Raw genomic sequence first — 12,073 nt, forward strand, 5'->3', positions numbered from 1 at the left:
TCCGCTCGGGAACCAGGAATACGGAGAGATGATCCACGTGTTGACCCTCCTGGGTTCGATCGTGTGCAGGCGGCGGTGGACCCCGAAGATGTGCAGGTCAGCGGTGGGATAGGCTTATCCGGTCATGAAGTCGGCTTATACGGGCCCGGTCAACGGTGCGCCCAGGACGGTCTACCTCGACCACGCGGCCACCACTCCGATGGTGCCCGCCGCGGTCGAGGCGATGACGGCTGCGCTGATGACGGTGGGTAATGCCTCGTCGCTGCACGGGTCGGGGCGGGCGGCGCGGCGGGCGCTGGAGGAGGCGCGGGAGTCGATCGCGGCCGATCTGGGGGCGCGGCCGTCGGAGGTGATCTTCACGTCCGGGGGCACCGAGAGCGACAATCTGGCCCTCAAGGGCATCTTCTGGGGGCGCAGGGCCGATGATCCGCGTCGTACCAGGATCGTCACCAGCGCGATCGAGCACCACGCCGTGCTCGACGCGGTGGAATGGCTGGAGAAGCACGAGGGCGCGCAGGTGAGCTGGCTGCCCGTCGACGCCGCGGGGATCGTGTCGCCGGACGCGCTGCGCGCCGAGCTGGCCGCGCATGCCGACGAGGTCGCGCTGGTCAGCGTGATGTGGGCCAACAACGAGGTCGGCACCGTCCAGCCGATCACCGAATTGTCCGCCGTGGCAGCGGAATTCGGGATTCCCATGCACAGTGACGCGATCCAGGCGGCGGGGCAGCTGCCACTGGACTTCGCCGCGAGTGGCCTGGCCGCACTCAGCGTCGCCGGGCACAAGACCGGCGGGCCGCACGGTGTCGGGGTGTTGCTGCTCGGCAGGCAGGTGCCGTGTGTGCCGCTGGTGCACGGCGGCGGGCACGAGCGCGACCTGCGCTCGGGTACCTCGGATGTGGCCGCGGCGGTCGGCATGGCCGCGGCGCTGCGCGCGGTGACCGCCGACCTGGCCGCGCGGGCCGAACAGCTGCGCGTGCTGCGTGACCGGCTGATCGCGGGGGTGCGGGAGGTGGTGCCCGACGCGGTGCTCAACGGCCCCGCCGACTCCCGCCGCCTGCCCGGCAACGCCCATTTCACCTTCCCCGGCTGCGAGGGTGACTCGCTGCTCATGCTGCTCGACGCCGCCGGCGTCGAATGCTCCACCGGCTCGGCCTGCAACGCGGGCGTCGCCGCACCGAGTCATGTACTGATCGCGATGGGTGTGGAGCCGTGGCTGGCCCGCAGCTCGCTGCGGTTCTCCCTCGGTCACACCTCGACCGAGACCGATATCGAAACATTGCTGACCGTGTTGCCGCAGGTCATCGAACGGGCCAGGGCCGCGGGCCTGGCCGGCGCTAGAGGAGGTGCCTGATGCGAGTACTCGCCGCGATGAGCGGTGGCGTCGATTCGGCGGTGGCCGCGGCGCGGGCCGTCGACGCGGGTCACGACGTGGTCGGGGTGCACCTGGCGCTGTCGGCGAACCCGGGTACGTTGCGCACCGGGTCGCGCGGCTGCTGCTCCAAGGAAGACGCCGGGGACGCCCGCCGCGCCGCCGACGTGCTCGGCATCCCGTTCTACGTGTGGGATTTCGCCGACCGCTTCAAGGAAGACGTGATCGACGACTTCGTCGCCGCCTACGCGGCGGGCGAGACGCCGAACCCGTGCCTGCGCTGCAACGAGAAGATCAAGTTCTCCGCGCTGGCCGATCGAGCCGCCGCGCTCGGCTTCGACGCCGTGGTCACCGGCCACTACGCCCGGCTCGAAGACGGTGTGTTGCGCCGCGCGGTCGACGCCGACAAGGACCAGTCCTATGTGCTCGCGGTTCTCACCGCCGAGCAGCTCGCGCGGGCGATGTTCCCGGTGGGTGACACCCCGAAGCCGCGGATCCGCGAGGAGGCCGCCGAGCGTGGTCTCGCCGTGGCGAACAAGCCCGACAGCCACGACATCTGCTTCATCCCCTCCGGGGACACCCGTGCCTTCCTCGGCGCCGAGATCGGCATCCGCCCCGGCGCGCTCGTCGACTCCGACGGCACTGTGCTCGGGCAGCACGAGGGTGTGCACGGATTCACCGTCGGCCAGCGCAAGGGCCTCGGTCTGACCCACACCGCCGCTGATGGCAAACCACGCTATGTCACCGGGATCGATCCCGATTCGGGCACGGTCAAGGTGGGCTCGGTCGAGGACCTGCAGGTCGACGTCGTCACCGCTGATCGTGCCATCTGGACCTCGGGCGTGCGCCCGGACGGCCCGGTCGACTGCGTGGTGCAGGTCCGCGCCCACGGCGGCACCGCACCCGCGGTGGTCGAACCGGTCGGTGACGGTCTCCTCGCCCGGCTGCGCGAACCGCTCACCGGTGTCGCCAAGGGCCAGGCGATCGTGCTGTACCTGCCCGATCCCGAGGCAGGCGACACCGTGATCGGCAGCGGCACCATCAGCGGCACCGACCGCGCCGCGGCCAACGCCTGAACCGGCCGGAGGGAGACGGCGTGACCGGTCGGCCCGAGCTGTGGGAGGTCCGGCTCGGCATCGTGGCGACCGAGGCCGACCTGCGACGGGTGACCGCGGCGATCGAGACGTTGCTGTGCCCCGACCCGGAGCACGCGCCGCCGTGCCCGATTCCGTGGGCACTGAGTGTCTGCGCGGGCGACGACCTCGATGACGCCGAGCGCGCCACCTACGACGATGTCGTCGAGCAGTACCGGATCGAAGCCGGTTCGACGAGTGGAGAGGAACCGAGCCGATGACGCGGTGGCCGAATGCGGGTGATGCTTCGCCGGAACTGGTGGTGCCGGTGCGGGGTCCGTCTCCCGATCAGGGGAAGACGGTCGTGCGGGGCGAGCTGCTCGTCGGCGGCGTCGCCACGGGCATCGGTTCCTGGCCGGGGACCGACCCGCGCGAGGCCGCCGCGACGATCATCGGCGAGCTGCCCGATCTCCCGCATCTGGTCGAACTGCCCGAGCGTGGTGTCGGGGCGGACATGATCGGGCGGGTGTCGGCGCTGCTCGTCGACCTTCGATTCGATTCAACGACACGTGGATACCGGTTGGCGGCGCGGCCGGGCGCGGTGTCGCGGCGGGCAAGGGATCTGCTGCGGACCGACCTCGACGCGATCGAAGAAGCTTGGGAGACAGCGGGTCTGGCTGGTACCGGTCGGGTGGTCAAGGTTCAGGCGGCGGGGCCGCTGACCCTGGCCGCCGAGGTCGAGCTGCCCGGCGGGCATCGCCTTCTCACCGATTCCGGTGCGGTGCGCGATCTTTCGGAATCACTCGCCGAAGGGTTGGCCCGGCACGCCGACGAGGTTCGCCGACGGCTCGGTGCCGAGGTCGTCGTTCAGCTCGACGAACCACTGCTGCGCGCGGTACTCGACGGTTCGCTGCGCGGTCCGAGCATCCTGAACACCATCGCCGCGCTGCCGGAGCCGGAGGCACTGCACATCCTCGATACGGTGATCACCGCCCAGTCCGGTCCGGTCCTGGTCCACACCTGTGCCGCGCGCCCCGCGCTGGCCACCCTCGGCCGCACGGCCGCGGCGGGGATCGCGTTCGACGCGTCGACCGTCACCGCCGCCGACTTCGACGCGCTCGGCGAGATCGTCGACCGCGGCACGAAGGTCGCGCTGGGACTGACCCCGACCACCGCACCGGCGACCCCGCCCACCTGGCGCGCGCTCGCCGAACCCGGTGTTCGCCTGATCGACCGGCTCGGCTTCCCGCGCCGGGTGCTCGCCGAGCAGGTTCTGGTCACCCCGGCCTGCGGTCTCGCGGGTGCGCCGCTGTCCTGGGCGCGCCGGGCACTGGCGCTCGCGGTCGAGGCCGCGCGAGCCATCGCCGAGGAACCGGAGTCGATCACCGTCGAGTGACAGGAGCCCGCGACGGGTCAATCCCCCGGCTCGAGCTCATCGCCCCGGAATGAGCCCGCGACGTGCGGGAACGGTCGCAGGAAGTGTCGGCGGGCTCGACTACCCTTCGTCAGGTGAGTGACAGCGTGGTTTCCGGGAGCGCCGAGCAGGCGGGCGCGACCCCCGAGCAGCGGGTGCGGTGGCAGCAGCTGGCGGACGAGGTGCGCGAGCACCAGTTCCGCTACTACGTGCGCGATGCGCCGATCATCTCCGACGGCGAGTTCGACACCCTGCTGCGTGGGCTGGAAGCGCTCGAGGATGCCCACCCCGACCTGCGCACCCCCGATTCGCCGACCCAGCTCGTCGGCGGCGGCTTCGCCACCGACTTCACCGCCGTCGACCATCTCGAGCGCATGCTGTCGCTGGACAATGTGTTCGACTACGACGAACTGCGCGCGTGGGCGAGCCGGGTCGAGGCTGAGACGGGCTCCGCGTTGCACTACCTGTGCGAAGTGAAGATCGACGGTGTGGCGCTGAATCTGGTGTACGAGCGGGGCAAGCTGGTCCGCGGCGCCACCCGCGGCGACGGTCGTACCGGGGAGGACGTCACCCTCAACGCCCGCACCATCACCGACATCCCGGCCGAGCTCACCCCGAGCGCGGAATTCCCCATCCCGGAACTGCTCGAGGTGCGCGGCGAGGTGTACTTCCGGCTCGCGGACTTCGAAAGCCTCAACGCCCAGATCGTGGCCGAAGGCAAACCGCCGTATGCCAATCCGCGCAACACCGCGGCGGGCTCACTACGCCAGAAGAACCCGGCCGTCACCGCGCAACGCAGGCTGCGGATGATCTGCCACGGCTTCGGCCGCATCGAGGGATACCGGCCGGAATCGCTGCACGAGGCCTACCGCGCCCTCGCCGCGTGGGGCCTGCCGGTATCCGCACACACCCGGCTGGTCGAGGGCATCGACGCCGTCATCGAACGGGTCGGCTACTGGGGCGAGCACCGCCACGACATCGAACACGAGATCGACGGCCAGGTGATCAAGGTCGACGAGACGGCGCTGCAACGCCGCCTCGGCGCCACTTCCCGTGCGCCGCGCTGGGCGATCGCCTACAAATACCCGCCGGAAGAGGCGACGACCACCCTGCTCGATATCGAGGTCAATGTCGGCCGCACCGGCCGGGTCACGCCGTTCGCGGTGATGGCGCCGGTGTCCATCGCCGGTTCCACCGTCGCCATGGCCACCTTGCACAACGCCTCGGAGGTCAAGCGCAAAGGCGTGCTCATCGGCGACACCGTCACCATCCGCAAGGCCGGTGACGTGATCCCTGAGGTGCTCGGTCCGGTCGTCGACGCGCGCACCGGCGCCGAACGCGAGTTCGTGATGCCGACCCACTGCCCCAGTTGCGGGACCGAACTCGCGCCGGAGAAGGAAGGCGACGTCGACATCCGCTGTCCCAACCAGCGGCACTGCCCGGCGCAGCTGCGCGAGCGCGTCTTCCACCTGGCCGGTCGCGGCGCCTTCGATATCGAGGCGCTCGGCGACAAGGGTGCCGACGCCCTGCTGCGGGCAGGCGCCATCATCGACGAGGGCGATCTGTTCGAGCTCGACGAAACACGCCTGCGCACCGTCGCGCTGTTCACCACCAAGGACGGTGACCTGTCGGCCAACGGCAAGCGCCTGCTGGAGAACCTGCTCGCGGTGCGGGACCGCCCGTTGTGGCGGGTGCTCGTCGCGCTGTCGATCCGCCATGTCGGCCCTACCGCCGCCAGGTCGCTGGCCGCCGAATTCGGCAGCCTCGACCGCATCGAGGCCGCGGGGGTGGCCGAACTCGCCGCCACCGACGGCGTCGGTCCCACCATCGCGGCCGCCGTCGTGGAATGGTTCACCGTCGACTGGCACCGCGCCATCGTCGAGAAATGGCGCGCCGCGGGCGTGCGCATGGCCGACGAACGCGACGAGTCGATCGAACGCACCCTCGAGGGGCTGTCGATCGTCGTCACCGGATCGCTGCAGAACTTCACCCGCGACGGGGCCAAGGAGGCGATCCTGGTCCGCGGCGGCAAGGCGGCGGGCTCGGTGTCGAAGAAGACCGCGTTCGTGGTGATCGGTGACGCGCCCGGCTCCAAGGCCGCCAAGGCCGAGGAACTCGGCGTCCCGATTCTGGACGAGGACGGCTTCCGGTTGCTCCTCGACGGCGGGCCGGATGCCGTCGGCCCGGCCGCGGAGACCGACGACGACGGGTAGCAGCGGCGTCAGTTCGGGGTGACGGTGACGGTGTTGCCGATCTGGGTGCGCATATCGAAGCTGCGGCACTGCCCGTTGCTGATCTCGACATGCCGCGTCGAGTTCTTCCGCGCGTTGGTCTCGATCGTGATGGCCACATCGGTGCTCGACATCGAGCACACCTTCGACACCGGCGCCACGGTGTAGGACACCGATCCGGCGCCCTGGCAGGTGCTCGTCGCATTGCCGAGGAACACCCGCGCGGTGCCGTTCGGGCACGGGTCGGCTGTCGCGGCGGGCGCGGCGAGCAACGTGATCGGCACGGCCGCACCCGCGGTCACCGCCGCGACGACAACACCGCGAACCATCTTCCGGATCGTCATTCTGCGCACCCATCCTCGTCGTGGACCTCGCGTCGCGACCGACCCGGCCGCGATGCCCTGCATGCTAGTCCCCGAACGACGATCCGGCAGGGCGTCGTCGACGTGGCCACCCGCCTCACGCTGGTGGCCGTGCTCCGTCGTGGCGCCCGCGGCGGTGCGCCCATGCCTCGGTGCCGCATCGTCGCCTACGCTGACCGGGAATCTCGGAGAGGCGGATCAGAGTGCTGCGTAGTTTTCAGGTGACCAATCACGGATCGCTGGCGCAGGCGCAGCAGTTGCGGTTGAGCAAGGCGGTCAGCTCGGTGGCGGTGCCGGTGACGGCGGTGCACGGAGTGGCCGCCGCGGGGAAGACGAGCCTGATCGACGCGCTCGCGCAGATGCGCGACGCGGTGCTGAACTCGGTGCACGGCTGGGATCCCTACGCCGGGCCGGTGCGCCGTCCGCATCTCGGATTCACCGGGCAGCCAACGGAATTCGTGGCCGGGTTCGTCGCCGAGGGCGTGCCGTACACCTACGGATTCCGGCTCGACAACGCCGACGTGCTCGCCGAATGGCTCTACACCCACCCGCGCTCGCGCAAGCGGATCGTCTTCGAGCGCAGCGGTGAGCAGATCAAGATCGGACCGATGTTCGAGGCGGCTCGGTACGGGGTGAGCGCCCTGGTGCCGCTGGTGCGGCCGAACGCGCTGCTGCTGAGCCTGGCCGGCCAGCTGTACGCCGAGGCCCTGGTGCCCGCGTACCGCTGGTTCGCCGCCGACCTGCGGGTCCAGCAGGGGGAGATCGACACCGACACCCTCGCCGCCGATCTCGGCAGCCACATCTCCCGTTCGCCCGACAACGCCGCGCGCCTGCTCATGCTCCTGCGCACCGCCGACCTCGGCATCGAAGACCTGCTCGTCGCCGAGCACGACCCGATGTACGCCGACTACCTGCGCGACCTCGACGCCGAAATCGGTGCGCTGGCAACCCGGCTCGACCAGGGCGGCGACGACCCGATCCTGGTGGCGCGCGAACTGAGCACCGTGCGCGCCGCCCGCGACGCGCTCTACAGCCGGATGGTCGAGCGCCGGGGGACCGGCCTGAGCCTGGTGCACACCGGGGTGGACGTTCCCTTCGAACTCGCCGACGAGTCCACCGCGACCCGTGCCTTGTTGCGGGTGCTGCCCGCCATGCTGGAGGCGCTCGACACCGGACAGGTGCTCGCCGTCGACGACCTCGGTGCCGGGCTCCCGGTGGAGGAGACCGACCGGTTGGTGCAGCTGTTCCAGAACCCGGAGACCAATGCCCGTGGCGCGCAGCTGATCTACACCACCGCCAACCGTGCGCTGATCGATCGCACCAACGGCCGCTCCCAACGCACCCGCACCGCGGTCTGGCAGCTGCGCCGCGAGAAGGGCATCAGCGAGCTCACGCCACTGTGACCCGAGCCGACGGGCGCGCCGCCGACCGCGCGCCGGGCCTACCATGGGTGACATGCTCGAAGTGGTGATGGCGGCGGCCATGGTGACGATGTTGGTCGTGACGCTCGGCGCCGTATTCGCGCACCGGTTCGGGCGCGGCGGTATCACGAATCTGGAGCATGGATCGCTGGCGGTGACCGGTGTGAGCCCGCTGCCCGCCATGACCGGCGAGCACTACGTGACCATCACCGGCACCCTGGTCGGGCCGTCGGTGCCGGGGCAGGTGGTGTACCGGCGGTTCGCCTGGGACGCCGCGCAGTGGCCATCGATCGGCGAGCAGCTCGTCGTGGTGTACCCGCCGCGCAACCCCGACCGGTGGGTCGCCCAGCATCCGGGACTGCGTTCCTATCTCGGTTCCTGAACCCTCCCGCGGGGGCCATATGGTGCACCTCACAAACGGGCGAATGGGATCATGCGGATATGCAGGGCAATTTCCAGACCACCGCGAACGGGCTCCTGATCCGCACCGCCGATCCGGCCGACTACGACGCCGTCGACGCGCTGACGGTCGGGGTATACGTGGGCGACGGCTACGTCGACGCGGACGACGCCTATGTGCGCGAGCTCGGTGATGTGGCGCGCCGGGCCGTCGACGCGGAGGTCCTGGTGGCCGAGCACGACGGCGGCATCGCCGGTTCGCTCACCATCGCCGCGCCCGGCACGCCGTACGCCGAGATCGCCCGGCCGGGCGAACTCGAGTTCCGCATGCTCGCGGTGTCCAAGCGTGCCCGCGGCCTCGGGGTCGGCACGGCGCTCGTGCGCGCGGTGATCGACCAGGCACGGGCGAGCCGATACGCGGCGGTGGCGCTGACCACCATGGGCAGCATGACCGACGCCCACCGCATCTATCAGCGACTCGGCTTCGTCGGTGTGCCGGAACGCAACTGGGCCACCGACGACGGCATTCCACTGTATGTGATGCGGCTCGCGCTCAGCTGAGCACCGTGGCGACGATCCCGGCCAGGTAGCCGAGCCGCGCCACCTCCGACGGCCGGAAATCCGGCCCGCCCGGACGCCCGAGCAGCAGTGACTTGCCGGTGTTGCCCAGCGGCGCCGCCGCCAGCTTGGTGTCCATGTCCCGCCAGATCTGCGGCACCCAGTCGGCTTCCCCGTCGAGCCAGGACGGCTTCTCCAGCGGCATCCACGGCGCCGAACCCGCCTGCGTCTCCGGCGCGCTCTGGCTTCCGACGACCCGGTACGCGCCGCCGGGGCCCATCCCGATGATCGTGGACCAGCCGACCCGCAGCACGCGCGGCACCCCGTCGACGAGCACCTGCATCCGGTCGTCGCGGGCACTGGCGACCTGGTCGATCAGCTCGAGCTCGCGATGGGTGTCGAGCACGCCCGAGTAGGGCCGGATGGAGTCGACGCTCACATCGCGCACGGATTCGGCGGCGGTGATGAGCGTGTCGGGTAGCGCGCCGGTGGGCACCTCGACGACCAGATCGTCGACGGCGAATCCGGCGCCGCGTTCCACCACGTCGAGCGAGAGGATGTCCGCGCCGACCCCGCCGAGGGCGAGTGCGAGGGAACCGAGGCTTCCCGGTCGATCCGGAAGTTGCACGCGGAGCAGGAATGACACGTGCGTTCCTTTCCTAGGGCCGGGTTGTCCGAGACGAATACCCGGTGACGCCATACTTACACCCTCGAACGCGGGTTCTCGACTCGAAGTATGCGCCCAACGATGCGACATGTGCGAACTTTCGGTGTGAGGGACAGTGCGGCCGGGCTGCGGGTACGAGGGCAGTGCGGCCGGGCTGCCGGGTCCGAGGGGGACAAGCGGTCGGCCCCTGCCGGGTCCGAGGCGGGCGCAAGCGTGAGCCGACCCGCTGACTAGGCTGTACCCATTACCGACTGTTCCGAAGCCGAAAGGGGTCCCGCGGTGCCCGCAATCTCCCGCGACGAGGTGGCTCACCTCGCCCGGCTGTCCCGGCTGGCGTTGACCGACGCCGAACTCGACCAGTTCGCCGGTCAGCTGGATTCGATCCTCAGCCACGTGCGGACCATCTCCGAGGTCGCCGCCGATGTCCCCGCCACCGCGTCGCCGAACCCGACGACCAATGTGACCAGGCCCGATGTGGTCGTGCCGTGTCTGACCCCCGAACAGGCGCTGGACCAGGCCCCGGCCGTGGAAGAGCAGCGGTTCATGGTTCCGCAGATCCTGGGAGAGGGCGAATGAGTGAGTTGACGCGGCTGTCGGCGGCCGAGCTGGCGAGCCGGATCCACGGCGGCGAGGTGTCCTCCACCGAGGTCACCCAGGCGCACCTGGATCGCATCGCCGCGGTCGACGGCGAGCTCAACGCCTTCCTGCACGTCGCGGGGGACGAGGCGCTGGCCGCGGCCGCCGTTGTCGACGCCGCGCTGGCCGCAGGCGAGACCCCGGTCTCGCCGCTGGCGGGAGTTCCGTTGGCGCTCAAGGATGTTTTCACTACCACCGACATGCCGACCACCTGCGCCTCGAAGGTGCTCGAGGGCTGGATGTCGCCGTACGACGCCACGGTCACCTCCCGGCTGCGCGCCGCGGGCATCCCGATCCTCGGCAAGACCAATATGGACGAGTTCGCGATGGGCTCCTCCACCGAGAACTCGGCCTACGGCCCCACCCGCAACCCCTGGGACACCACCCGCATCCCCGGTGGCTCCGGCGGCGGTTCGGCCGCGGCGCTCGCCGCGTTCCAGGCGCCCCTTGCCATCGGCACCGACACCGGTGGGTCCATCCGGCAGCCCGCCGCGGTGACCGCGACGGTCGGCGTGAAGCCCACCTACGGCACCGTGTCCCGCTACGGTCTCGTGGCGTGCGCGTCGTCGCTGGACCAGGGCGGTCCGTGTGGGCGCACCGTGCTCGACACCGCGCTGCTGCACGAGGTGATCGCCGGACACGACCCGCGCGACTCCACCTCCCGTGACGTGCCGGTGGCTCCGGTGGTCGCGGCCGCGCGCCAGGGTGCCAACGGCGACCTGACCGGCGTGCGGGTGGGCGTGGTCCGCGAATTGCATTCCGACAGTTACCAGTCCGGCGTGCTGGCTTCCTTCGATGCCGCGGTCGCGGTGCTGAAGGAACTCGGCGCCGAGGTGATCGAGGTGTCGTGCCCGAACTTCGAGTACGCGCTGTCCTCGTACTACCTGGTGATGCCGTCGGAGGTGTCGTCGAACCTGGCGCGCTTCGACGCCATGCGCTATGGCCTGCGCGTCGGTGACGACGGCACCCACAGCGCCGACCAGGTGATGTCGCTGACCCGCGAGGCCGGTTTCGGCCCCGAGGTCAAGCGCCGCATCATCATCGGCACCTACGCGCTGTCGGCGGGCTACTACGACGCCTACTACGGTCAGGCGCTCAAGGTCCGTACGATGATCGCGCACGATTTCGACGCCGCCTACGAGAAGGTCGACGTGCTCGTCTCACCGACCAGCCCGTTCACGCCGTGGAAGCTGGGCGAGAAGGTCGACGACCCGCTGGCCATGTACCTGTCGGACCTGTGCACGCTGCCGACCAACCTGGCCGGGCACTGCGGCATGTCGGTGCCGTCGGGGCTGTCCGCCGACGACAATCTGCCGGTGGGTCTGCAGATCATGGCGCCCGCCCTCGCCGATGATCGTCTGTATCGGGTCGGCGCGGCCTACGAGATCGCCCGCGGCGCGCTGCCCGCAGCTGCCGCGGTCTGACCGGCGAGACAACAGCGGGGTGCGCTCGGGCCGAAACGGCCTGGCGCACCCCGTTTCTCAGATTTCGGTAGCCCGCTTGCCGACGCCCGCCGTCATCGCGGTGAAGCCGGCACGCAGGTGCTTGCCAAGGGCCAGGTTCACGACCGGGCTGAGCCAGCCCGCGAGGGTGAAGCGGGATTCGTAGCGGCAGCGGTCGGCGCCGAGCGGGACCACGGTGTGCGAGCGCAGGCTGTGCAGGGCGCCGAGCGGCACCGGCTTCATGGTGTAGCTGAACTCGGAGCCGGGTGTGTGGCTGCGGATCCATTCGCGCTGGGGCCGCTTGTTGCCGCCGAGGTCGACCTTCATGTCGATGGGCGCGCCCGGCTCCAGCGTGCTCGACGCCTCGTAGCAGAAGGTGTTCCATTCGCCGTAGCGCGCGAAATCGGTGAGCACCTCCCACACCTTGGCGGCGGGGGCGTCGATCTCGATCGTCTCGTCGATTGTCAGAGCCATGGGTGAAAACTAGGACATGTTCTAGTT

13 protein-coding genes are annotated in these 12,073 nt (G+C 70.3%); 10 read left to right on the forward strand and 3 right to left on the reverse strand.

Translation table 11 applies throughout. The features are described 5' to 3' along the window. The first annotated feature begins 124 nt into the window (after positions 1–124). The 5 genes from ACFOW8_RS15805 to ligA all read left to right on the forward strand — a co-directional run bounded on the left by ACFOW8_RS15805 (position 125) and on the right by ligA (position 6,069). Complete coding sequence (locus ACFOW8_RS15805; protein ID WP_378551379.1) at positions 125–1,351, forward strand: cysteine desulfurase family protein; 1,227 nt, start codon at positions 125–127, stop codon at positions 1,349–1,351. After that, positions 1,351–2,445, forward strand: coding sequence for a tRNA 2-thiouridine(34) synthase MnmA (gene mnmA / locus ACFOW8_RS15810; RefSeq protein ID WP_378551380.1), 1,095 nt, complete (start codon positions 1,351–1,353; stop codon positions 2,443–2,445). The genes ACFOW8_RS15805 and mnmA overlap by 1 nt, the downstream gene beginning before the upstream one ends. Positions 2,446–2,465: 20 nt before the next feature. Then, positions 2,466–2,723, forward strand: coding sequence for a hypothetical protein (locus tag ACFOW8_RS15815; protein ID WP_378551381.1), 258 nt, complete (start codon positions 2,466–2,468; stop codon positions 2,721–2,723). Between the two features lie 83 nt (positions 2,724–2,806). Continuing rightward, positions 2,807–3,838 (forward strand): methionine synthase, encoded by a 1,032-nt coding sequence (locus ACFOW8_RS15820; RefSeq protein ID WP_378552028.1) that lies wholly within the window; start codon positions 2,807–2,809, stop codon positions 3,836–3,838. 113 nt (positions 3,839–3,951) lie between these two features. Beyond that, the gene (gene ligA, locus ACFOW8_RS15825; protein ID WP_378551382.1) at positions 3,952–6,069 is read left to right on the forward strand and encodes an NAD-dependent DNA ligase LigA; all 2,118 of its coding nucleotides are present in this window, start codon (positions 3,952–3,954) and stop codon (positions 6,067–6,069) included. An 8-nt stretch (positions 6,070–6,077) separates the two neighbouring features. Here the strand turns inward: ligA and ACFOW8_RS15830 are convergent, their stop codons facing one another. Further along, positions 6,078–6,431 (reverse strand): hypothetical protein, encoded by a 354-nt coding sequence (locus tag ACFOW8_RS15830; RefSeq protein WP_378551383.1) that lies wholly within the window; start codon positions 6,429–6,431, stop codon positions 6,078–6,080. A 239-nt stretch (positions 6,432–6,670) separates the two neighbouring features. On the opposite strand from ACFOW8_RS15830, the gene ACFOW8_RS15835 reads away from it, so the two are divergent. From ACFOW8_RS15835 to ACFOW8_RS15845, 3 genes are read left to right on the forward strand one after another with little or no spacing between them, the layout of a single operon-like run. Further along, a complete protein-coding gene (locus ACFOW8_RS15835) occupies positions 6,671–7,852 on the forward strand; it encodes an AAA family ATPase (protein ID WP_378551384.1) in 1,182 nt (393 codons plus the stop codon). A gap of 52 nt (positions 7,853–7,904) precedes the next feature. Then, positions 7,905–8,252, forward strand: a complete 348-nt coding sequence (locus ACFOW8_RS15840; protein ID WP_378551385.1) for a hypothetical protein — start codon at positions 7,905–7,907, stop codon at positions 8,250–8,252. 59 nt (positions 8,253–8,311) lie between these two features. Next, the gene (locus ACFOW8_RS15845; protein ID WP_378551386.1) at positions 8,312–8,830 is read left to right on the forward strand and encodes a GNAT family N-acetyltransferase; all 519 of its coding nucleotides are present in this window, start codon (positions 8,312–8,314) and stop codon (positions 8,828–8,830) included. Here ACFOW8_RS15845 and ACFOW8_RS15850 read toward each other — a convergent pair. Further along, positions 8,823–9,473, reverse strand: coding sequence for an amino acid-binding protein (locus ACFOW8_RS15850; protein WP_378551387.1), 651 nt, complete (start codon positions 9,471–9,473; stop codon positions 8,823–8,825). The genes ACFOW8_RS15845 and ACFOW8_RS15850 overlap by 8 nt on opposite strands. A gap of 300 nt (positions 9,474–9,773) precedes the next feature. Between ACFOW8_RS15850 and gatC the strand changes: the two genes are divergently transcribed. Both gatC and gatA read left to right on the forward strand, forming a co-directional pair. Continuing rightward, positions 9,774–10,070: an Asp-tRNA(Asn)/Glu-tRNA(Gln) amidotransferase subunit GatC gene (gene gatC / locus ACFOW8_RS15855; RefSeq protein WP_378551388.1), complete on the forward strand. Its 297-nt coding sequence runs from the start codon at positions 9,774–9,776 to the stop codon at positions 10,068–10,070. After that, the gene (gatA, locus tag ACFOW8_RS15860) at positions 10,067–11,554 is read left to right on the forward strand and encodes an Asp-tRNA(Asn)/Glu-tRNA(Gln) amidotransferase subunit GatA (protein WP_378551389.1); all 1,488 of its coding nucleotides are present in this window, start codon (positions 10,067–10,069) and stop codon (positions 11,552–11,554) included. Before gatC ends, gatA begins: the two co-directional genes overlap by 4 nt. 57 nt (positions 11,555–11,611) lie before the next feature. On the opposite strand, the gene ACFOW8_RS15865 is transcribed toward gatA, so the two are convergent. Further along, a complete protein-coding gene (locus ACFOW8_RS15865) occupies positions 11,612–12,046 on the reverse strand; it encodes an SRPBCC family protein (protein ID WP_378551390.1) in 435 nt (144 codons plus the stop codon). Positions 12,047–12,073: the final 27 nt, after the last annotated feature.

This window comes from Nocardia rhizosphaerae (assembly GCF_042650365.1).
Classification (GTDB): Bacteria; Actinomycetota; Actinomycetes; order Mycobacteriales; family Mycobacteriaceae; genus Nocardia; species Nocardia rhizosphaerae.

What these genes read in the sequence shown, in the direction of transcription:
- ACFOW8_RS15840 (WP_378551385.1), top strand. Translation starts at nt 7,905, where the DNA reads ATGCTCGAAGTGGTGATGGCGGCGGCCATGGTGACGATGTTGGTCGTG.
- gatA (WP_378551389.1), top strand. Translation starts at nt 10,067, where the DNA reads ATGAGTGAGTTGACGCGGCTGTCGGCGGCCGAGCTGGCGAGCCGGATC.
- ACFOW8_RS15805 (WP_378551379.1), top strand. Translation starts at nt 125, where the DNA reads ATGAAGTCGGCTTATACGGGCCCGGTCAACGGTGCGCCCAGGACGGTC.
- ACFOW8_RS15845 (WP_378551386.1), top strand. Translation starts at nt 8,312, where the DNA reads ATGCAGGGCAATTTCCAGACCACCGCGAACGGGCTCCTGATCCGCACC.
- ACFOW8_RS15830 (WP_378551383.1), bottom strand. Translation starts at nt 6,431, where the DNA reads ATGACGATCCGGAAGATGGTTCGCGGTGTTGTCGTCGCGGCGGTGACC.
- mnmA (WP_378551380.1), top strand. Translation starts at nt 1,351, where the DNA reads ATGCGAGTACTCGCCGCGATGAGCGGTGGCGTCGATTCGGCGGTGGCC.
- ACFOW8_RS15865 (WP_378551390.1), bottom strand. Translation starts at nt 12,046, where the DNA reads ATGGCTCTGACAATCGACGAGACGATCGAGATCGACGCCCCCGCCGCC.